We start from the raw sequence: 17,893 nt of genomic DNA on the forward strand, positions 1-17,893 counted from the left end.
ATAGCTATGATAAAAAAAGAAAGAAGATTATCTGGGTTTACGTTAATTGAAATGTAGTTTAATGGATATTGTTATAGCTCAAATGCCCATTTAATAGTAGTTTCATCATTACCAACAATAATTTTCTTGATTAATTTCCTAACTATTTTGTACTTTGCATCATAATTTGCCTTAGCAATATTTCCATTGATTCCACTCAAAATATCTTCTGTCTCTTTGATTGATAGATCAGGTTGCTTTTTTTTAATTGACTGTATTTTTTTGTTAATTGCATCTTTCTGTGATAGAAGGGCTTCCTTTTTTTTATTAAAGATATCTATTGTTAATGAATCAGTATCTACATATATGTTAACTAGCTTTTTAAGGCTTTTTTCTACTTTCTCAAGTTCAGCTTTATACGTATCAGTATTAACTGTTTCTGAAGAAGTCATTGATTTTATTCTATCTGTATTGGATTGCAATTTGCTAATCTCTTTTATGACATACTCTTCTAGCATTTGTCGTTCTTGTGTTTCGGAAATACAATTAGACAGCTGACGTTGAGTGAACATTTTCTTTCTCATTGTGCTAGGACATTTATACACGCTTAAGTGTGTACCGTCTTTACGAGGGCGATATTGGACTAGTACCATATTACATGTACAGTATTTGCATTCTAACAGTCCTGAAAGCATGTATTTAGACTGGAACGGGCGAGGGTTGTTGTTTCTACTATACGCTTCTTGTTGTCTTACCTTTAGTTCCTTTTGAGTTTTATTAAATGTCTCTTTATCTATAATAGCAGGGTGCTGACCAGGATAAATTTTACCGTGATATTTAACGTTTCCAGTGTAGTCTAAGTTTACTAGAGCCATTCTAACTGTTCGGAAAGACCACTTCTTATCTTTTCCTAGATGTCCTTCTTTATTTAAATTTTCGGCTATTTTATTAATTGACACTCCACTAAGATAATCTTTATATATCTTTTTTATAATGTTTGCCTTGAACTCGTCAACATCATATGTTTCACCATTGTAAATATAGCCAAACGCTGGATTCCACCAATTCATTGCTTTTCCAGTTTTAGCACGTCCCATTTTACCCATTTGCATTCGTTCTTTGATCTGTTCACGCTCCAACTGAGCAAACACCGACAAAATTCCAATACTTGCTTTACCAAAAGCAGTAGATGTATCAAAGTTCTCATTAAGGCTCACAAATGCCGTTTTGTGCTTGTTAAACACATCTTCTATCAAGTACAAGGTATCTTTTTGTGAACGGCTTAGACGGTCTAATTTGTACACTAAAACAGTATCTATTTTGTTATTATTAACGTCTTCAATTAGCTCTTGCATAGCAGGACGATTAATGTTTGATCCGCTGAAGCCTGCATCTATATAGAATTTATAAACATCCCAATCTTTAACTTCGCAATATTGTTTTAATTTATCCTTTTGTTGCTCAATAGAATAACCTTCTTCGGCTTGATCTATCGTTGAAACTCTCAAATAGCAACCAACTAGCATTGATTTTACCTCCTAAATTTATTAGAATATACAAATAGGGTATACTTCTCCCTATGCATGATAACCAATTGCACACTCAATCTCTGGTCGGGGCGAGTGTGTTTTTTTATTAAAGCATCTTGTGCTTTAAACGCTCTGATAAAACTATGGATAAAACAAAGCAAATTAAGCCAATCCAAAAGCTATGAACAGCAAAGCCAACAATCAGGCTCAAAAACATGCCAATACCGCCGACTGTATCAGAAAACCTTGAAGCATCTTTTTGTCTCTGTATTCCTCGTGCTATTTTGTGTTCATCATCATTTTTTAACATTTTTAAACTCCTAATAATAAATTATTTTTATATATCCAATAATTGCTTTTTCTTCGCTTCAAATTCTTCTTGAGTTATCGTATTCTCATCAAGGAGCTTTTTATATTTTGCAAGTTCATCTGGAACGTTTGAGCCAACAACAAGGCTCACATTTTTTGGCTGTTTTTTTAGAGAGCCGTCATCCTTGAATGGCAAAGCATGATAGCCTTTTCCATAGGCAATGCCAATTAGTGCCCAAACTAAAATAGGAGCCATAATTTGATATGTAATAGGAAATACATCATTACCTGAGAATCCAATAATAAATCCAGCTATAAACTGAAAGACAAACGCAGCGACTGGAAGAGAAAATTCCACCTTTTTAATTGGTGTTCTGCTACACGTTGCAATAAAAAAGATTCCAAGTGCTAGTTCACAAAAAGCAATCAATACAACCGAGGAAAAATTAACACTAAAAGAAACGAGTTCTTTCCTTGTGGCAGCTTGGAAGAACTTGTCAACGAACCCTATAAGTCCTTTTGCCCTATAAAAAGAGTAAAAACTATTAATTATTAGAAATATGCCTGCGATTAATCTTCTATATGCTATTTTCATTATGATTCCCCCAATTAAATTTAAAATATTATGTGTTAAAAACATATATCATTATGTGAAAATATCTGAGTAGTGTTATATTTTACTCAGATACAATTTTTGTAAGTCTTAACTGTCTACTCCCAAGTTGCGGTTGGGGCTTATTTTTTTATGTTAGAAATCAATAACCATTCTAACAACTTTTCCCAGAATTCTAGCAGGGTTATCCTTATTTACTAGAATAGGTGAATACTCAGGATTATCTGGCATTAAGAACATTGTTCCATCTGCTCTTTTGATACGTTTTAGTGTTGCCTCGTTACTATCAGTCATTAGCACTGCTGCTATTTCATCATCTTCAACATCAGGCTGTTGCCGTATTAAAACTTTAGCACCATTTGGAATAGTTGGCTTCATAGAATTGCCTTTTGCTCTTAAGTAAAAGCATGTGCCAGAAGGCAAATAATTAACAGGTTCATCTATATATTCCTCTATATTTTCCTCAGCTAAAATTGGATCACCACAAGCAATTTCTCCCAATAAAGGTATTTTAATAGTTTTTGTTATTGGAATAATGTTATCGGGTTTCGAATATCTAGGATCGACATCAGATTTATAAACTTCAAAATAATCAGCTATTTTTTGAACGTTTCCTGGATTGGGAAGAGAAGTTCCCTTAAAATATCCGTTTAATGTTGCTGTTGGTATCTGTAGTTCTCTGCTCAGTTCAACTTGACTAACACCTTTTCGGGAAGCCAATGATTCAAGATTTGCAGCTATTATTTTCATTGTACGTAGATCTTGTGGCGTTAATTTAGCTCTAGCCATTTGTATCACCTCTTTTCTATAAGAACAGTATATCATTAAATACGATTAAAACAATATATAATTAGAATAAAAATAATAAAATACGAAATAATTCAAATTAAAGGTTGCAATACGAAATAATTCGTATATAATTAATATCGTAAAGGAAAGGAGGAAAGAATAATGACACTTAAATTAACACTTGAAGCATGCAGAAGAAATTCTGGATACACATTGAGAGAAGCGGCTAAGGTATTGGGAGTGCACTATCAAACGCTTTCTAAATATGAAAACGATAGCAGCGATATTCCCTATAGCTTGCTTCGAAAAGCAAGCTATGTATATCAAGTTCCAGAGGACTACATTTTTTTAGGCAAAAAATACGATTTAATTCGTATTTTAAAAAGCAAACAACTAGTAAACGAATAGAAAGGAGTTATCGAAGATGAATCAATTAATAAACTTTGATTTCCAAGGTAATAGAGTTCGAACAGTACAAATATCAAATGAACCATACTTTGTTGGGAAAGATGTAGCTGAAATTTTAGGATACTCAAATACCCGTGATGCTTTGGCAAAGCGTGTAGATGAAGAGGATAAACATGGGGTAGCGATTCGCGACTCCATCGGAAGAGAGCAAATGGCAACTGCTATCAATGAATCAGGACTATACAGTTTAATTCTTTCTAGCAAAATGCCAAATGCTAAGCGGTTCAAACGTTGGGTAACTTCGGAAGTATTGCCCTCAATTCGTAAGCATGGAGCATACATGACACCTGAAACATTGCAGGAAACATTAGCTCAGCCTGAAAATATGATTCAAATTTTGACGGCTTTAAAAGATGAATAAGAAGCACACAAGAAGTTGCAACAAGAGAACGACAAGATGAAACCTCATGCGATCTTAGGAGCAGTCGTTGAAAACTCAGTTAATAGTATTTCCGTTAAGGCATTGGCAACACTATTAAAAGCAAAAGGAATAAACATTGGGCAAAACAGATTATTCCAATGGTTACGTGAGAATGGATATCTAATTTCTAGATATGGACGTTCGCGAAACTATCCTACTCAAAGATCAATGGACATAGGGCTGTTTGAACTTAAGCCGAGTCCAATTGTTCATAACTCTGGTGAAATGGAAACAAGGTATACACCGCTTGTAACTGGAAAAGGTCAGAAGTATTTCATCAACAAGTTTTTCAATGAAAAAGTATTGGAGGTGTGACATGTTATCTAAGCATGATTTCTTCAAAATATTAACAGTAACTGAGGCTATGCTAGATGACCTGAAAGAAGCTGGCAAATTAGAGAGACTTCTTATTAAATCCGTCAAGCAAAACAACATTTTTAAAAATGAAAGTGCTACTAGTCTTGCTTCCGCGCAGCTAAGTGAGTTGGAAAGAGTCGTCCAAAGAGATCAGAGCTTACAGAAAGAACTTAACGTCTTGTGTGAAATGCTTGATGAATTCTTAGATGCAAATTTTGACTGGTGCTGTGAACATTTGAATGATGAGCAGCAAGTGCTAATGGGTTTGAAATAAAGGAGGCCTGGCAATGAAAATAATCAACGTGGACGCCAATGGCAAAAGATTTAATCCTGAAGATGTAACACTGTCTCCCGAGCTAAGCTACGAAATTTGGGAAATATTAACAAGCAAAGAGGAAGCGAGCGAATGAATGCAATAGTAATTGTGGCTGTTGCAATTGCAGCCTATGAGGCAGGAAGATACGAGGCTAAGAATGAAAGAAAATAAGTTGCTTCACATAGTCAAATTAGCAACATGGACGGCGATTATAACCGCGTACGCATTATGTATCGAGGTTGTGATTAGTTGGTTTGTAAAGGGGTGAGATGAATGGATGATTTACCTGCATGGACATTAGAGGTAGCAGCAGAACAAATGGGATATGAGCAATTTGCTGATGTACCCGAAGACAGGTTAGATGAATGTTTTGAATTAGCAGAATTTATGGCATAAGAAAAAGCCTACTTGCGATAGGCTTCTTACAAAAAATATCTACGGAAAGTATAACACAAAGGAGAATGATTTACATGTTTGATGAAGAACGTACTAGAAATAACGATCCATTTGAGCCATGGAACGACCCAATGTTAAGGAATGATCCGTTTGCTCCTTGGAACGACATTATGAAGAAAAACGATCCTTTTGCATGTTGGAATGATCCATTCGGGCAAGGCCATTATCGTGATGAAAGTGACAATTATAGATAAGGAGAATTAAATATGAATAACGAACAAGCACAACAAGCATTAGAAAATATTGGTAGCAAACTAAAGCTTGAAATGGATAGCAGTATGCCAAGTTTTAGATATGGTAATGAGCCTATTGGGTACGTTTCAACTTCGAGCATTTCAATTTATCCATTCGGAGGATATCTCAAGCACAAAATAACTGATGAAGAATATCAAATATTAGTGCAATTGTCACACACAAGATTAGACGATCGTGTAGTGAACGACACTTTTTCAAAGTTTACTGACAGTTTAAGGCGAGCTGATGAACCAACACGCACGAAAATAATTAATTACGTTAAGGAGCTGATTTCAAATGATAACAGGAGGGAAAGTTGATGGAAACTAAAATTGGTGCATTGTTGCCAAATGACACTCGTGTATATGAAGACTGGGAGTCGAATGATTTAACCAACGAGAGCTATTTTCTGATTGAGTTTGGTTCACAGTCGGCAGACCTAGTTAAAGCTGAGGGCTTGCATAAATGGATAGAATATGTATTCGAGACAAAGCTACCTAATATAGACGAAGAGTTCTGTGAGGGCTGGCTGTTTGCCAATGAAATTAACTACATGAGAATTAATGAATTGGAGGAATTGGAATGAATCTATTTGAGCTAACAGTTAAATATAAAGAGCTGGCTGACCGAGATGATTTAGATCCTGAAATGATCAAGGACACGCTAGACAGCATTGAAGATACATTCAATAGCAAAGTTGATAATATTGCGACCTGGATAGAACGAAATCAGATGAATGTTGATTGGCTTACTAAAAAGATTCAAGAACTGCGAGAATTGCAAACCAGCTTGAAAAATAAGAATAAGCAACTTAATCAGTATCTAACAGACGCTATTGACAGTGCTGGATATAAAGAGGTTAAGACTGATAATCACTTCTTGAAACCTAGAAATTACCGACCAAGCGTGATTGTTAGCGATGAAAGCGTGGTTCCTGAAAGCTATAAGAATGTTGAACAGGTTACTAAGATTGACAAGAAGTTGCTGTATGAAGATTTGAAAAATGGCAAGGATATTAATGGAGTTGAATTAAAGCCTAGTCGAAAGGTGGTAATTAAATGACTGAGGAAAAGCAGAACACTTTAGTTACTATTCAAAGCACATTGAAAGCTCCTAAGAGCCAATACAACAGTTTTGGAAAGTATAACTACCGAAGTACAGAAGATATCTTAACTGCACTGAAGCCTATTTTAAGAGCTTTAAATTCCACTCTTACTATTACTGATGAACCGACATTAATTGGAGAGTGGCACTATATCAAAGCCACAGCAACACTTAAAACTCCTGATGGTGAGTTTAAGACAACAGGATATGCACGTGAGGCTGATAAGAAAAAGGGTATGGACGAATCACAGATAACCGGTACAGCAAGCTCATACGCCCGCAAATACGCTTTGAACGGATTGTTCTTAATTGATGATACAAAGGACGCTGACACTGATGAACATTACAATCAAACGAATCGTGAAACAAAAAAAACTACTAATCAGAGTGCTAAAAAGTCATACCAAAAAAATGATCCGTTAATTCAGAAAAAAGCATTAATTACTGGGTATGCAAAAGCAATTGCCCTCGCTACTCAGTCTGACGTAAAAACAGTTCAGCAAGAGGCACTAAAGCAAGCAGCTACTAAACCTGAATGGAAAACAGCGGATGCAAATGAAAAAGCAAATATCACTTGTCATATTTTGGAAGAAATGAAGAACAGCCTTGGTAAAGACAAAGTATTTGAGGAAGTCTAATCATGTTCGGCAAACTAATCAAGATTTCAAACAACAAAGTGGAAATCGAATTAGGCGAAGAACTTGACATGTATAAGCTGCAAAAGCTGGCAAATGATAAACAGCCGACAGTTGAATTGAGTGTTCAAGACGGACGAAAGATTAGTCCTGATCAACGTAAAAAGATATGGGCGCTGATAAATGACCTATGCGATTACACTGGCGATATTCCTGACGAGTGGGAAAAGAGATTTAAGTACAAAACTAAGTGTGATTTCAATGTAGACCAATTTAGTTTAAGCAACTGTTCAATGACAATTGCCAACTACATGATATTGGAAATATTAGATTATCTGTTCACAGAGGATATACCTTTCAAGTTAAAAACTTGGGAGAGCATACCACAAGATTTTCCAAAACAGATGTTATGTATTCGCCAAAAAAGGTGTGTTATATGCGGTGAACATGCGGACATAGCACATTATCAAGCAGTCGGCAGTGGACGCAACAGAAACAAGATTAATCATGTTGGAATGCACATCATGACACTTTGCAGAGAGCATCACGTAGAACAGCATAAGCTTGGAATTATGACGTTTTGCCAAAAGTATCATATTAGACCAATCAAGGTTACAGAAGAAATAGCAAGACAACTGAAATTAGGAAGGATAGATAAAGATGATGAACTCAGTTAATTTAACAGGGCGTTTAACGAGCGATCCTGAGCTTAGATATAGTGCAAGTGGAACAACTTTTGCAAATTCAACTATTGCTGTTCAAAGAAACTTTAAGAATCAGCAGGGAGAATATGAATCAGACTTTATTAGATTAACAGCAAGTGGCAAACGTGCAGAAACCTTTGCAAATTACTTCCGCAAAGGAAGTTTGCTAGGAATAAGCGGAGAAATTAGAACAGGTAGCTATGAGAAAAACGGGCAAAAGGTTTACACAACAGATGTGAATATTAATCAGCTAACTTTTCTTGAATCAAAAAGCAGTAGTCAGAATGCTCAATCTAATCAGCAGAGTAATCAATATTCAAAGGGCAAAGAGATTGATATTCAAGATGACGATTTGCCATTCTAAATGGAAGGACAGACAAAATGAAAAAGATAAAAATTGGTGGAATCATTTACAAAATTGAAAGTGTAGAAAACCTTGAAGATAATAATCAATCAGTATGGGGTGTAACAGAATATGAAAATGCAAGCATATCAATCAGGAAGTCAATGGATAAGCAAAAATATTATCAAACGCTCATTCATGAATCACTGCATGGAATGTTACATGAAGCAGGTGTTGACAATTTAGCAAATGACGAAAGCCTTGTAACTCCATTAGGCAACATGCTTTATCAGTTCATTATCGACAATCCTAAGCTGATCGAAAAAATGAACAATTTGCCATTCTAGGAGGTATACCAATTATGGCTCAAAGAAGAATGTTGAGTAAGCAAATTACTGAAACAGATACCTTTTTAGATTTGCCGTTATCAACGCAAGCACTTTACCTACATTTGATTATGAATGCTGATGATGATGGCTTTCTTGGAAATGCAAGAACAGTTTTAAGAATGGTTGGAGGAAGCAATGACGATTTTAAACTTTTAGCAGCTAAACAATTCATCATAGTTTTTGACGATGGGATAACGGTTATTAAAGATTGGAGGATACACAACTACATTCAAAAGGATAGATATCGTTCGACAATGTATTCAGAACATCGAAAAGAGTTAAGTGTTGATAAAAACCAGTCATATCAAAGGATTCAAGACACGGATACAAAATGGATACAAGATGTATCCAAAACGGATACGCAGGTTAGGTTAGGTAAGGATAGGCTAGGTAAGGATAGTAAAACATATAGTCCTGCTAAAGCAGAACAGTACCTGCCTTACAAAGAAATAATCGACTACTTGAATGAAAAAGCAGGAACAAGTTATCGAGCAACTACTAAAAAAACTCAAACTTTAATCAAAGCTAGGTTTAACGAAAAATTCAGTTTAGATGATTTTAAAAGAGTTATTGATAACAAAGTAGCTGAATGGAAGAACGATACAGCTATGAACAAGTTCTTACGACCTGAAACGCTGTTTGGAACTAAGTTTGAGAGCTACTTGAATCAAAATGTTAAACAAAACAATGTGCCAACTGGAAAGGAGTGGTTCTAATGGTGGAAGGATTAATCAGTCAACAGCAGATTGATCGAGTTAAAGAAATTGCCAAAGAAAAAGGCGTTGACGTTGAGCATCTAACACCTAGTGAACAATTTGAAAAAGAAAACATTGAGCAATTTAACAGGTCACTGAGAATCAAAAAAGGGCGCAAATATTTCTCAATGTCTGTATGGCCTGGAAATATCCCTTTGAAGTTTGACTTTTCAAAATGGAAACCTGACTTGCAACCTAATGTCGAAAAAGCTAAGCAACTAGGCAATCAAGCGTATAAGGCTGCTAAGTCAATAGCAAACCAGCCTAATAATTATGTACTTGCAGGAATTAGGGGAACAGGTAAAACATCTTTAGCTCTAGCAATCATGTATCAAGCTAAGCAAGACGGACTAGGAGTGATGTTTGTATCGACTGACGAGCTTAGTTCACTGATAGGTAAGCAATACGACCTAGGCGATGTTAAAAACCGTCTGAGTGACATTGAGAGGTCAATGAAAGAGGTTGACGTGCTTATACTAGATGATTTTGGCACTGAGGGTGGAATGAAAGGTGCAATCAAGCCAGTTAGAAGTGACATGCAGGAATTAATGTACAGAGTAGCTAATGCACGCGTTGATTTTGAAAATAATACTGTTAAGCATTCAACAATTGTAACAACGAATAATTCAAGGCATGAACTTGAAATGATGTACAACGAAAAGTTAATAAGCCGACTAATGACTAGTAACCCAGAACGGCAATTAGCATTTGATTTAGAAGACGTGAGAGGTATTTAGACATGGAATATATCGTAACAGGCTCGGTAGTCGAAATAGTGCCAACTGAGGTATACAAGCACGAAGCAGGCTACTGGCGGAAGATGATTGACAGGAAGATTGAGGAGGCGAGGGAAAATGAGAGAAATTAAGTTCAGAGTATGGAGTAACGATTTAATGGAATATCGTCAATTTAATGATATAAATACAAACCGTGGTTTAGGAATGGGATTCGAGGTTGTCAATGGCATTGGAGGTAAAGCAACGACCATTTATCAATCTATCAATGATGTTGTTGAGCAGTACACAGGTTTGAAAGACAAGAATGGCAAAGAAATCTATGAAGGAAGTCTTGTTAAATATACAGAAGATGGTGATTCGTTTATTTCAGAAGTTAAATATTTTGGAAATGATGATTATCCAGCGTTCGATATAGAAGCCCCTAGTGCATTTTATTTTGAAAGCAATGTTTTATCTTCAGGTGTAGCCAATAATTGTTTAGAAGTTGTTGGCAACATTCATGAAAACCCTGAACTCTTGGAGGTGTCGGAATGATTAAAAAAGGAACGGTAGTGAGATATAAGCGACACCTGTATTCAGTTGACTGTCTGAAACGTAAAGGTGCCTATGTAGCTGCACTGATTAGGCTAGGAAACAACAGGCACGAAGAGGTGCCACTCGAACAGTTAGAGGAGTTGGGAGTATGAGTAAGACAAAAATTGAATTGTTCAACGACCATTTTCAAAATTTCAAGCGTTATGCGATTCCTAAAGCACAGTTAGTAATTGCTGATATTCCTTACAACATTGGAAATAATGCTTACGCTTCAAGCCCTGAATGGTACAAGGACGGAGACAACAAGAATGGGGAAAGCAATAAGGCTAATGCAACATTTTTCAATACAGATGTTGATTTCAGAGTTGCTGAGTTTATGCATTTTTGTTCGCACATGTTGATTAAAGAGCCTAAGCAGACTGGTAAAGCACCAGCAATGATTGTATTTTGTGCATTTCAGCAAATGCAAATGGTTGTCGAATACGGTAAAAGGTACGGTTTCAATAATTCTTATCCACTTGTTTTTATTAAAAAATCAAGCTCACAGGTATTAAAGGCAAATATGAAAATTGTCGGAGCATGTGAATACGCAGTTGTTCTTTATCGAGACAAGCTACCAAAGTTTAACAATGATGGCCGAATGATAATGAACTGGTTCAAATGGGAAACGGATAATGGCTATCCAAAAATACACCCTACACAAAAACCAATTCCAGTTTTAAAAAGGCTGATTGAAATATTTACAGATGTTGGAGATGTGGTAATTGATCCGTGTGCAGGAAGTGGCAGTACGTTAAGAGCAGCAATGGAACTTAACAGGTCAGCATATGGCTTTGAGATTATGAAGGATATGTATAAGCAAGCAAAAGAACAGATGATTGACCATGCAGAAATATCATTACTGAGTTTATAAGGAGTGACGTCATGAAAATACTAGATGCATGTTGCGGTTCAAGAATGTTTTGGTATGACAAGCAAGAACCACACACGACTTATATGGACATACGAAAGTATTATGAAGAGCTGCCAACAGGTCATGTAATCAATGTTGACCCCGACATTCAAGGCAATTTTACAAATATGGACTTTGAGGATAATACTTTTGATTTGGTTGTCTTTGATCCACCGCATTTAATTCATGCAGGTAAAACATCATGGCTGGCCAAAAAATATGGAGTGTTGCCTAATACGTGGCAAACGGCATTGGCAAGGGGCTTTGATGAGTGCAGAAGAGTTTTAAAACAAAACGGTGTGCTAATCATGAAGTGGAATGAAGACCAAATTAAGACTACTGAAATGCTAAAAGCTATTGTGGCCAGACCTATTTTTGGAGACAGACGTAGCAAAACAAGATGGCTTGTATTTTTAAAGGAGTGACATCATGAATTTTAAGTTAATCAAACTTAGAGAAGACCATAAATTATCTCAGATGGCGTTAGGCAAGTTCGTAGGTTGTTCAGATGGAACTATCAGCAAGATTGAGAATGAAAAGATATATCCGAGCATGGAGTTAGCTATTAAGTTAGCAAACTTCTTTGACATAACGATTGATGAATTGGTTGGGAGGAAGAATGAATAAGGCAGGAACACACTTCAACAGAAAGATTGAATATGACGGATATAAGTTTGATTCGCAGAAAGAACTGAACTTCTATCTCACATTCGTTAAAGAATGCCCTTATCGTTTCGATATACAGCGTTCATTCACAGTTTTGGATAGTTGTGCCATAGGCGGGCTAAAATACCGCAGAACGGATTACAAAGCCGATTTCGTAATATACAACGAAGACAACTCAATTCGACATGTGATTGATATCAAGAATGGATATACGCCATATGCGATAGATCCAAAATCAAGGCTGAAATTTAAAATGTTTGGTGCAAAAACAGGTATACCAATTGAAGTTGTTGTGCCAAGAAAACATGATTTTAGATTGCAAGTTTTGGGATTAACAACGAAATTTGAAGAACGAGTATTTAGCAATTTTGATTACACGGTTATGGATTTGATTGGAGGATAGTATGAATGCTGCTAAGAAAACGAGAATTGCCTATCTTTTGGCTGAAATGGGTAGTGACTTAACACTGCTAGATGATGACGATGAAAGATTAGTTGAGTACAGAGAACTCCTTGGAATACATTACACGAAGCCTATCAAGCTAAAAAGAATCTCAATCAGCAAAGAGACGTTCGCTAATGAAATCAAGAAATATCGCACAGCTCGAGAGATGATGGAAATATTTTCAATAAGTAATAATAGGCTATATTATTTGATTAATAAATTTGAGCTACGTGATTTGTGGAATGAGTATATAATTCTAAAGGATAGATATATTGTTATCCAAAATGGAGTGGAACATGTGATCAATGGCGGCGGTCGAGGCATAGCAGAATATTTTAGAGTTTCGATATATATGGCAAGGAATATCCTGCAGAGCAAAAAATACAAGGACGCGAAACTAATTAGATATAGAGATTGGGTAGCAGCTCGGGAGGGAAGTCAATGATTGAAGAACGATTATCAAGTAAAGAAATGCAAGGCCTCGAAGCTGATTATGAGAAAATAGCAAATATTGATAAATTGATTAGTCAACGTGAGATTGAATTAGAATGGCCGTACCGTGAGTTTCAAGACGAGAATGTTGGCGGTGGTAGAAGTACAATCACATCATTCAAAGCACAAGGCTTGATTGAGGCGAAAGAAAATGATGCTTATCTGCAACGACTGTATCGGCTAAAGAAGATAAAAGAAGATTTATTTTTGGATATGACAAAACAGCAGAAAAAGATATACGAGTTGCGGTGGTGTACTAATGATTACTATGATTGGAGAATGGTAGGTGGACTACTTGAACCACCGTTAGCACAGGCACAAATGTATAGGAAAAGAGAAAAATTATTGGAATTGTTAGCTAAAAAAGAGGGAATTTTGAAAAATGATAATATATAACAAGAATTATCATTGAAAAAATTTTATTATGATAGAGTGGTATTTGTGTGAGTGACATGATTTACTTCGGTTAGTCGCGTTATAGACAGCAGTCGTCGGGACTGCATACATATTGGGTTATTGCTAATCCCGAAGCTTTAAAAAGCATGTTGGCTACTAAAGGAGGCCGTTGAACTGTCAACTAATAATTGATGGTTCTTTTTTGTTAAAAAAGGAGAATTAATATGATTGATTTACAAAAAGGCGATTGTTTGGAACTAATGAAGAAGATTCCAAGCAATAGTATTGACTTAATTTTAACCGACTCACCATATGGAATTAACTTCCAGTCGAACTATAGGAAAAATAAACATTTAAAAATACAAAATGATAGCAATTTAGATTGGTTAGATCATTTTGTGTTTGAATGTAATAAAGTTTTAAAAAACGATTCTGCTCTGATGATGTTTAGCTCGTGGCATCATGTTGACTATTTTAAGGCTTCAATTGAAAAATATTTTAAAATAAAGAATATATTGATATGGGAAAAAAACAATACTGGAATGGGCGATTTAAAGGGGCAGTTTGCTCCAAAATACGAATTTATATTTTTCGCGGTTAAAGGCAAGCCTTTGCTAAAGGGTAAGAGAGATTCCGATATCTTAAATTTTAAAAAAACAGGTAATAAGTTACATCCAACTCAAAAACCAGTAGATTTACTGAAATATTTAATAAATAAATTAACTGATGAAAGTAACACTGTTTTAGACCCGTTTATGGGTAGTGGATCAACAGGTGTGGCGTGTGTGAACACAAACAGAGATTTCATCGGTATGGAGTTGGATGATGAGTATTTTAAAATAGCTCAAAAAAGAATCAGGGAAGCTAAGGACGAAAAAGTAACTAAGCTCGTGTAAGATGGTTGTCATCTAATAGTTGACAGCCTTTTTACATAAAATTAAAGGTGGTGATACAGACGAGACAAATAAAATGGAATGATGAACATATTCAGTACATTAAAGAACTGCAGAAGCAAGGTTATAGTTCAGAAAAAGCTGTAGAAGTGTTTAATGAACATTTCAATTGTAAAACGAGTGGTAGATATTTGAGACAGAAAGCGTACGAAAATGGGATACCGTTTGAAAACCATGGTCGCAAGTCTGTATCATCACACACTGATGTTTCTAAAAAGACAATTAAACATGTGCAAAACAAAGATGGTTCAATTACATCAACAATTGAAACTGTGATTAATAGTGAGCCTAATATGAGTCCCAAGTTCTTACTTAAAGCACATAACTATGATCCAGCAAAATGGAAAGTTAAGCAGTCGGTTAGCAATCAGTGGTCAGTTATCAGTACCAAGAAAGGCAAACAATTTAATTTTCAAAGCAAAATAGTTGTTGAGCCGATTGGCAATGAAATAAATACTGATGAGTTGATTAATCTAATAGTGTCACATAAGGAGCCTTACAAACGTGAGACTCCTATTTCGCTGCAATCAGACAGTTATTTAGTTGTTCCAGCGTTTGATACTCATTTCAATGGTGAAACGCTTAAAGCTTATACTAAATCTCTCAATAAAGAACTTAATCTGATTAATTCAGAACGTTGGCAAGATACATGCTTAATCTTAGGCGGAGATGTTGCTCATGTTGACAGTTTCAATTCAACTACTACCAAAGGCACACAGTTAGAGACAACTGATGTAGCCAGAACGGTAGATGAAATGGAAATTTACTTTGAAACACTGATATCAGCAATTCTTAAACATAGTAACCATTTGCAATTAATAAGTACATTTGGCAATCATGATAAGACGGTTGGATATTTGTTTGCTAGGTTATTAGAACGAGCATACAGAAACCAACCGAATATGAGCTTTGATATAGAGCCATCGCAATTTAAGGCATACATGTTAGGTAGAAACTTCATTGGTGCAACACATGGAAACAAAGGACAAAAGAATTATGTTGCTAACTTTGCTAGCCGTTTTGCTGAAATGTGGGGACGAGCTAAAAACAGAGAACTGTTTACAGGACATCTGCACACTGAAATGAGCAAAGACTTAGGTGGCTTTGTACAACGACAAGTATCAACTAGAAAGCCAACTGATACTTGGACAGATGAATTAGGTGTGGTTGCTACTAAGAATTTTGAGTTGGTGCAGTATAGCAAAGAAGAGACTGAGGCGGTTTATTACGTTTAGGAGTGATTATATGAGATGAAAAAAGACAGTGAGTACGGACTAGTGAGTAGCAATGAAGAACTGCAATTGTTACGTGAGCTAGACAGAGAGTTAAAGCATGAAGAATTTAAAGTAACAATAGGTGAGATTATTAAAGCAAAAATAGGCGGAGGCGATGTGATATGTCATGAAATTAAATAAAAAGCAAAAGAAGTTTGCTGACTTATGGATGAAAACACATAATGCTTATCAGTCAGCTTTAAAGGCGAATTACTCTAAGAGTTACGCTAAAAACGCAACTAAGTATTTATTGGAAAATCATGGAATTCAAGAATATATCAGAAAAAGAACAGAAAAAGTTGAGAAAAAAGAGGATTCAGAGGTAGATGAGGTATTAACAAATATCTATCGCATTGCTGCTGGTAAACCGATAAAGCGTGATTTTGTTCAGATTGATAATATCAAGAAAGAAATTGATTTGAGAGGCGTTTCTAAAGACACAAAGCCAATGGCTGAATTGCGTGCTGATTATGAAGTCAACGAAACTACATTGACGCCTGCTGCTACTAAAGAACAGGTAGCTGCTGCTGAATTGTGGTTCAAACTCAAAGGGCAGCTTAAAAATGAAAGCAAAGAGGTTGAGGAACAGAAAGTACGTAAGCTTAAATCTGATGCTGATTTGGCGGAAGCCAAGGCAAAACAGGCTAAAGAGAATGGAACTGAGTTAGTACAGCCTATCAATATTATTGACCGTTGGGGGAGTGATAGTGATGACGCCAACGATTGACATACAGAAAGAGGTACAGCCTCACTTCAAAAATGTTTGGACAACTACTAAACCATATAATGTTTTGAAAGGCGGTCGTAACTCGTTCAAGTCTTCCGTGATAGCTTTAAAACTTGTGTTCATGATGATTTGGTACATTGTTCAAGGAGAGAAAGCAAATGTTGTAGTGATTCGCAAAGTTGCTAATACGATACGTGATTCAGTCTTCTTAAAGATTCAATGGGCAATTCGCAAGTTTGGAATGCTGAAAATGTTCGATATTAAAGTTACTCCGTTTAGAATTACACATATTGCAACTGGCTCAACATTCTATTTCTATGGGCAAGACGATTTCCAAAAGTTAAAGTCAAATGATATTAATGACATTATCGCAGTGTGGTATGAAGAAGCTGCCGAGTTTGATAGTGCAGAAGAATTTGACCAAACAAACATAACTTTTATGCGACAGAAACATCCGTTAGCCGACAAGGTTTATTTTTTTTGGAGCTACAATCCACCTCGTAATCCATATTCATGGATAAATGAATGGGTTGAAACATTGAGAGACAATCCGAATTATTTAATTGATTCGTCTAGCTACCTTGATGATGAACTAGGCTTCATTGATGATCAGATACTTGATGAAATTAATCGCATTAAAGAAAATGACAAAGACTATTATCGTTATCTATATTTAGGCGAAGCTGTTGGACTTGGCACAAATGTGTACAACATGGAACTGTTTCATAAGTTAGATGCAATTCCAGATGATGATCATGTCGCTTCACTATATTTCAGTGCTGATACTGGTCATGCTGCATCTGCTACCGCTGTTGGAGCATATGGCCTTATGTCTAAACGAGATGGACATAATAAGCCTCGTGTGGTGCTTTTAGATACCTTCTACTATTCGCCAGAGGGCAAAGCACATAAGAAGTCTCCAAGTGATTTGTCAAAAGATATTAAGAAATATATTGACGAGATTGAAAGCAAGTATCACATTAAGGCGTGGAAATACATTATGGACTCAGCTGAGGCAGCGTTGAAAAACCAAATGGATAATGACTTTGGTATTAAATGGAAGCCTGTTAAGAAATTAAAGAAAGCAAACATGATTGAGTACGTCCAGTCGCTATTAGCGGAGGGGCGTTTTTATTATCTTCCAACACAAAATAATGTTGGCATGTTCATTCCACAGCACGAACAATATCAGTGGGACGAAAAAACAGTTGAGAGCGACGATCCACATGTAATTAAAGTGTTTGATCATACGAATGATGAATTCCAGTATTTTGTGATTACAACTAAACGTGAACTTGGACTCCAATATTAAAGGT

At 35.9% G+C, this 17,893-nt stretch carries 32 protein-coding genes and 1 pseudogene; 29 read left to right on the forward strand and 4 right to left on the reverse strand.

Features of this window, described 5'->3' with window-relative positions; all coding sequences use genetic code 11:
* Nucleotides 1–71 precede the first annotated feature (71 nt).
* From ABF682_RS09825 to ABF682_RS09840, 4 genes are all read right to left on the reverse strand, one after another.
* A complete protein-coding gene (locus tag ABF682_RS09825; RefSeq protein WP_415588056.1) occupies nt 72–1,505 on the reverse strand; it encodes a recombinase family protein in 1,434 nt (477 codons plus the stop codon).
* A 109-nt stretch (nt 1,506–1,614) separates the two neighbouring features.
* Nucleotides 1,615–1,818: a hypothetical protein gene (locus ABF682_RS09830; protein ID WP_415584679.1), complete on the reverse strand. Its 204-nt coding sequence runs from the start codon at nt 1,816–1,818 to the stop codon at nt 1,615–1,617.
* A 27-nt stretch (nt 1,819–1,845) separates the two neighbouring features.
* Nucleotides 1,846–2,412 carry an SHOCT domain-containing protein gene (locus ABF682_RS09835; protein WP_415619698.1) on the reverse strand — a complete coding sequence of 189 codons (567 nt, stop codon included), beginning with the start codon at nt 2,410–2,412 and terminating at the stop codon, nt 1,846–1,848.
* 153 nt (nt 2,413–2,565) lie between these two features.
* Nucleotides 2,566–3,219, reverse strand: coding sequence for a S24 family peptidase (locus ABF682_RS09840; protein WP_415615850.1), 654 nt, complete (start codon nt 3,217–3,219; stop codon nt 2,566–2,568).
* Nucleotides 3,220–3,381: 162 nt separating this feature from the next.
* Here ABF682_RS09840 and ABF682_RS09845 point away from each other — a divergent pair, with 162 nt between their 5' ends.
* The 29 genes and pseudogenes from ABF682_RS09845 (at nt 3,382) to ABF682_RS09985 (ending at nt 17,889) form a co-directional block, all read left to right on the forward strand.
* On the forward strand, nt 3,382–3,627 hold the full coding sequence (locus ABF682_RS09845) for a helix-turn-helix domain-containing protein (RefSeq protein WP_415615848.1): 246 nt from the start codon (nt 3,382–3,384) through the stop codon (nt 3,625–3,627).
* 16 nt (nt 3,628–3,643) lie between these two features.
* A pseudogene (locus ABF682_RS09850) lies at nt 3,644–4,045 on the forward strand (Bro-N domain-containing protein); the annotation flags it as partial.
* A gap of 18 nt (nt 4,046–4,063) precedes the next feature.
* Nucleotides 4,064–4,423 carry a phage antirepressor KilAC domain-containing protein gene (locus ABF682_RS09855; protein WP_415619699.1) on the forward strand — a complete coding sequence of 120 codons (360 nt, stop codon included), beginning with the start codon at nt 4,064–4,066 and terminating at the stop codon, nt 4,421–4,423.
* Nucleotide 4,424: 1 nt separating this feature from the next.
* Nucleotides 4,425–4,739, forward strand: a complete 315-nt coding sequence (locus ABF682_RS09860; protein ID WP_415619700.1) for a hypothetical protein — start codon at nt 4,425–4,427, stop codon at nt 4,737–4,739.
* A 13-nt stretch (nt 4,740–4,752) separates the two neighbouring features.
* Nucleotides 4,753–4,875 (forward strand): hypothetical protein, encoded by a 123-nt coding sequence (locus tag ABF682_RS09865; protein WP_415619701.1) that lies wholly within the window; start codon nt 4,753–4,755, stop codon nt 4,873–4,875.
* 179 nt (nt 4,876–5,054) lie between these two features.
* Nucleotides 5,055–5,177, forward strand: coding sequence for a hypothetical protein (locus tag ABF682_RS09870; protein ID WP_415619702.1), 123 nt, complete (start codon nt 5,055–5,057; stop codon nt 5,175–5,177).
* A 74-nt stretch (nt 5,178–5,251) separates the two neighbouring features.
* Nucleotides 5,252–5,431: a hypothetical protein gene (locus ABF682_RS09875; protein ID WP_415619703.1), complete on the forward strand. Its 180-nt coding sequence runs from the start codon at nt 5,252–5,254 to the stop codon at nt 5,429–5,431.
* A gap of 12 nt (nt 5,432–5,443) precedes the next feature.
* A complete protein-coding gene (locus tag ABF682_RS09880; RefSeq protein WP_415619704.1) occupies nt 5,444–5,791 on the forward strand; it encodes a hypothetical protein in 348 nt (115 codons plus the stop codon).
* Nucleotides 5,788–6,057, forward strand: a complete 270-nt coding sequence (locus tag ABF682_RS09885; RefSeq protein ID WP_415619705.1) for a hypothetical protein — start codon at nt 5,788–5,790, stop codon at nt 6,055–6,057. The genes ABF682_RS09880 and ABF682_RS09885 overlap by 4 nt, the downstream gene beginning before the upstream one ends.
* Nucleotides 6,054–6,533, forward strand: a complete 480-nt coding sequence (locus ABF682_RS09890) for a siphovirus Gp157 family protein (protein WP_415619706.1) — start codon at nt 6,054–6,056, stop codon at nt 6,531–6,533. Before ABF682_RS09885 ends, ABF682_RS09890 begins: the two co-directional genes overlap by 4 nt.
* Nucleotides 6,530–7,213 carry an ERF family protein gene (locus ABF682_RS09895; RefSeq protein WP_415619707.1) on the forward strand — a complete coding sequence of 228 codons (684 nt, stop codon included), beginning with the start codon at nt 6,530–6,532 and terminating at the stop codon, nt 7,211–7,213. The genes ABF682_RS09890 and ABF682_RS09895 overlap by 4 nt, the downstream gene beginning before the upstream one ends.
* A gap of 2 nt (nt 7,214–7,215) precedes the next feature.
* On the forward strand, nt 7,216–7,887 hold the full coding sequence (locus ABF682_RS09900) for a putative HNHc nuclease (RefSeq protein WP_415615896.1): 672 nt from the start codon (nt 7,216–7,218) through the stop codon (nt 7,885–7,887).
* The gene (locus ABF682_RS09905) at nt 7,871–8,278 is read left to right on the forward strand and encodes a single-stranded DNA-binding protein (protein WP_415615898.1); all 408 of its coding nucleotides are present in this window, start codon (nt 7,871–7,873) and stop codon (nt 8,276–8,278) included. Before ABF682_RS09900 ends, ABF682_RS09905 begins: the two co-directional genes overlap by 17 nt.
* A gap of 17 nt (nt 8,279–8,295) precedes the next feature.
* Entirely contained in the window at nt 8,296–8,604 is a 309-nt protein-coding gene (locus tag ABF682_RS09910) for a hypothetical protein (RefSeq protein ID WP_415615900.1), read from the forward strand.
* A 14-nt stretch (nt 8,605–8,618) separates the two neighbouring features.
* Nucleotides 8,619–9,362: a conserved phage C-terminal domain-containing protein gene (locus ABF682_RS09915; protein WP_415615902.1), complete on the forward strand. Its 744-nt coding sequence runs from the start codon at nt 8,619–8,621 to the stop codon at nt 9,360–9,362.
* Complete coding sequence (locus ABF682_RS09920; RefSeq protein ID WP_415615903.1) at nt 9,362–10,138, forward strand: ATP-binding protein; 777 nt, start codon at nt 9,362–9,364, stop codon at nt 10,136–10,138. The genes ABF682_RS09915 and ABF682_RS09920 overlap by 1 nt, the downstream gene beginning before the upstream one ends.
* 117 nt (nt 10,139–10,255) lie before the next feature.
* Nucleotides 10,256–10,672 carry a YopX family protein gene (locus tag ABF682_RS09925; protein ID WP_415615904.1) on the forward strand — a complete coding sequence of 139 codons (417 nt, stop codon included), beginning with the start codon at nt 10,256–10,258 and terminating at the stop codon, nt 10,670–10,672.
* On the forward strand, nt 10,669–10,824 hold the full coding sequence (locus ABF682_RS09930; protein ID WP_317760024.1) for a hypothetical protein: 156 nt from the start codon (nt 10,669–10,671) through the stop codon (nt 10,822–10,824). Before ABF682_RS09925 ends, ABF682_RS09930 begins: the two co-directional genes overlap by 4 nt.
* Entirely contained in the window at nt 10,821–11,585 is a 765-nt protein-coding gene (locus tag ABF682_RS09935) for a DNA-methyltransferase (RefSeq protein ID WP_415619708.1), read from the forward strand. The genes ABF682_RS09930 and ABF682_RS09935 overlap by 4 nt, the downstream gene beginning before the upstream one ends.
* Before the next feature lie 11 nt (nt 11,586–11,596).
* Nucleotides 11,597–12,049, forward strand: a complete 453-nt coding sequence (locus ABF682_RS09940) for an SAM-dependent methyltransferase (RefSeq protein ID WP_415597262.1) — start codon at nt 11,597–11,599, stop codon at nt 12,047–12,049.
* A gap of 4 nt (nt 12,050–12,053) precedes the next feature.
* Nucleotides 12,054–12,251: a helix-turn-helix transcriptional regulator gene (locus ABF682_RS09945; RefSeq protein WP_415597261.1), complete on the forward strand. Its 198-nt coding sequence runs from the start codon at nt 12,054–12,056 to the stop codon at nt 12,249–12,251.
* Nucleotides 12,244–12,693 carry a DUF1064 domain-containing protein gene (locus ABF682_RS09950; protein WP_415619709.1) on the forward strand — a complete coding sequence of 150 codons (450 nt, stop codon included), beginning with the start codon at nt 12,244–12,246 and terminating at the stop codon, nt 12,691–12,693. The genes ABF682_RS09945 and ABF682_RS09950 overlap by 8 nt, the downstream gene beginning before the upstream one ends.
* A 1-nt stretch (nt 12,694) precedes the next feature.
* Nucleotides 12,695–13,180, forward strand: a complete 486-nt coding sequence (locus ABF682_RS09955) for a hypothetical protein (RefSeq protein ID WP_415619710.1) — start codon at nt 12,695–12,697, stop codon at nt 13,178–13,180.
* The gene (locus ABF682_RS09960) at nt 13,177–13,623 is read left to right on the forward strand and encodes a transcriptional regulator (protein WP_415619711.1); all 447 of its coding nucleotides are present in this window, start codon (nt 13,177–13,179) and stop codon (nt 13,621–13,623) included. Before ABF682_RS09955 ends, ABF682_RS09960 begins: the two co-directional genes overlap by 4 nt.
* A 224-nt stretch (nt 13,624–13,847) precedes the next feature.
* Entirely contained in the window at nt 13,848–14,519 is a 672-nt protein-coding gene (locus ABF682_RS09965; RefSeq protein WP_415619712.1) for a DNA-methyltransferase, read from the forward strand.
* A gap of 50 nt (nt 14,520–14,569) precedes the next feature.
* Nucleotides 14,570–15,811: a hypothetical protein gene (locus ABF682_RS09970; protein ID WP_415619713.1), complete on the forward strand. Its 1,242-nt coding sequence runs from the start codon at nt 14,570–14,572 to the stop codon at nt 15,809–15,811.
* Nucleotides 15,812–15,826: 15 nt separating this feature from the next.
* A complete protein-coding gene (locus ABF682_RS09975) occupies nt 15,827–15,991 on the forward strand; it encodes a hypothetical protein (RefSeq protein ID WP_415619714.1) in 165 nt (54 codons plus the stop codon).
* Nucleotides 15,978–16,577, forward strand: a complete 600-nt coding sequence (locus tag ABF682_RS09980; protein ID WP_415619715.1) for a terminase small subunit — start codon at nt 15,978–15,980, stop codon at nt 16,575–16,577. The genes ABF682_RS09975 and ABF682_RS09980 overlap by 14 nt, the downstream gene beginning before the upstream one ends.
* A complete protein-coding gene (locus ABF682_RS09985; RefSeq protein ID WP_415619716.1) occupies nt 16,561–17,889 on the forward strand; it encodes a PBSX family phage terminase large subunit in 1,329 nt (442 codons plus the stop codon). Before ABF682_RS09980 ends, ABF682_RS09985 begins: the two co-directional genes overlap by 17 nt.
* The last annotated feature ends 4 nt before the right edge of the window (nt 17,890–17,893 follow it).

Origin of the sequence: Liquorilactobacillus sp. (assembly GCF_047719775.1) — a bacterium.
GTDB lineage: Bacteria > Bacillota > Bacilli > Lactobacillales > Lactobacillaceae > Liquorilactobacillus.

Excerpts from the sequence above, each read along its gene's own strand:
- ABF682_RS09945 (WP_415597261.1), top strand. The coding sequence starts at position 12,054 with ATGAATTTTAAGTTAATCAAACTTAGAGAAGACCATAAATTATCTCAG.
- ABF682_RS09825 (WP_415588056.1), bottom strand. The coding sequence starts at position 1,505 with ATGCTAGTTGGTTGCTATTTGAGAGTTTCAACGATAGATCAAGCCGAA.
- ABF682_RS09900 (WP_415615896.1), top strand. The coding sequence starts at position 7,216 with ATGTTCGGCAAACTAATCAAGATTTCAAACAACAAAGTGGAAATCGAA.
- ABF682_RS09845 (WP_415615848.1), top strand. The coding sequence starts at position 3,382 with ATGACACTTAAATTAACACTTGAAGCATGCAGAAGAAATTCTGGATAC.
- ABF682_RS09915 (WP_415615902.1), top strand. The coding sequence starts at position 8,619 with ATGGCTCAAAGAAGAATGTTGAGTAAGCAAATTACTGAAACAGATACC.
- ABF682_RS09930 (WP_317760024.1), top strand. The coding sequence starts at position 10,669 with ATGATTAAAAAAGGAACGGTAGTGAGATATAAGCGACACCTGTATTCA.
- ABF682_RS09880 (WP_415619704.1), top strand. The coding sequence starts at position 5,444 with ATGAATAACGAACAAGCACAACAAGCATTAGAAAATATTGGTAGCAAA.
- ABF682_RS09875 (WP_415619703.1), top strand. The coding sequence starts at position 5,252 with ATGTTTGATGAAGAACGTACTAGAAATAACGATCCATTTGAGCCATGG.
- ABF682_RS09890 (WP_415619706.1), top strand. The coding sequence starts at position 6,054 with ATGAATCTATTTGAGCTAACAGTTAAATATAAAGAGCTGGCTGACCGA.
- ABF682_RS09910 (WP_415615900.1), top strand. The coding sequence starts at position 8,296 with ATGAAAAAGATAAAAATTGGTGGAATCATTTACAAAATTGAAAGTGTA.
- ABF682_RS09860 (WP_415619700.1), top strand. The coding sequence starts at position 4,425 with ATGTTATCTAAGCATGATTTCTTCAAAATATTAACAGTAACTGAGGCT.
- ABF682_RS09925 (WP_415615904.1), top strand. The coding sequence starts at position 10,256 with ATGAGAGAAATTAAGTTCAGAGTATGGAGTAACGATTTAATGGAATAT.
- ABF682_RS09895 (WP_415619707.1), top strand. The coding sequence starts at position 6,530 with ATGACTGAGGAAAAGCAGAACACTTTAGTTACTATTCAAAGCACATTG.
- ABF682_RS09955 (WP_415619710.1), top strand. The coding sequence starts at position 12,695 with ATGAATGCTGCTAAGAAAACGAGAATTGCCTATCTTTTGGCTGAAATG.
- ABF682_RS09975 (WP_415619714.1), top strand. The coding sequence starts at position 15,827 with ATGAAAAAAGACAGTGAGTACGGACTAGTGAGTAGCAATGAAGAACTG.
- ABF682_RS09840 (WP_415615850.1), bottom strand. The coding sequence starts at position 3,219 with ATGGCTAGAGCTAAATTAACGCCACAAGATCTACGTACAATGAAAATA.
- ABF682_RS09935 (WP_415619708.1), top strand. The coding sequence starts at position 10,821 with ATGAGTAAGACAAAAATTGAATTGTTCAACGACCATTTTCAAAATTTC.
- ABF682_RS09865 (WP_415619701.1), top strand. The coding sequence starts at position 4,753 with ATGAAAATAATCAACGTGGACGCCAATGGCAAAAGATTTAATCCTGAA.
- ABF682_RS09980 (WP_415619715.1), top strand. The coding sequence starts at position 15,978 with ATGAAATTAAATAAAAAGCAAAAGAAGTTTGCTGACTTATGGATGAAA.
- ABF682_RS09940 (WP_415597262.1), top strand. The coding sequence starts at position 11,597 with ATGAAAATACTAGATGCATGTTGCGGTTCAAGAATGTTTTGGTATGAC.
- ABF682_RS09985 (WP_415619716.1), top strand. The coding sequence starts at position 16,561 with ATGACGCCAACGATTGACATACAGAAAGAGGTACAGCCTCACTTCAAA.
- ABF682_RS09835 (WP_415619698.1), bottom strand. The coding sequence starts at position 2,412 with ATGAAAATAGCATATAGAAGATTAATCGCAGGCATATTTCTAATAATT.
- ABF682_RS09870 (WP_415619702.1), top strand. The coding sequence starts at position 5,055 with ATGGATGATTTACCTGCATGGACATTAGAGGTAGCAGCAGAACAAATG.
- ABF682_RS09830 (WP_415584679.1), bottom strand. The coding sequence starts at position 1,818 with ATGTTAAAAAATGATGATGAACACAAAATAGCACGAGGAATACAGAGA.
- ABF682_RS09950 (WP_415619709.1), top strand. The coding sequence starts at position 12,244 with ATGAATAAGGCAGGAACACACTTCAACAGAAAGATTGAATATGACGGA.
- ABF682_RS09965 (WP_415619712.1), top strand. The coding sequence starts at position 13,848 with ATGATTGATTTACAAAAAGGCGATTGTTTGGAACTAATGAAGAAGATT.
- ABF682_RS09920 (WP_415615903.1), top strand. The coding sequence starts at position 9,362 with ATGGTGGAAGGATTAATCAGTCAACAGCAGATTGATCGAGTTAAAGAA.
- ABF682_RS09960 (WP_415619711.1), top strand. The coding sequence starts at position 13,177 with ATGATTGAAGAACGATTATCAAGTAAAGAAATGCAAGGCCTCGAAGCT.
- ABF682_RS09905 (WP_415615898.1), top strand. The coding sequence starts at position 7,871 with ATGATGAACTCAGTTAATTTAACAGGGCGTTTAACGAGCGATCCTGAG.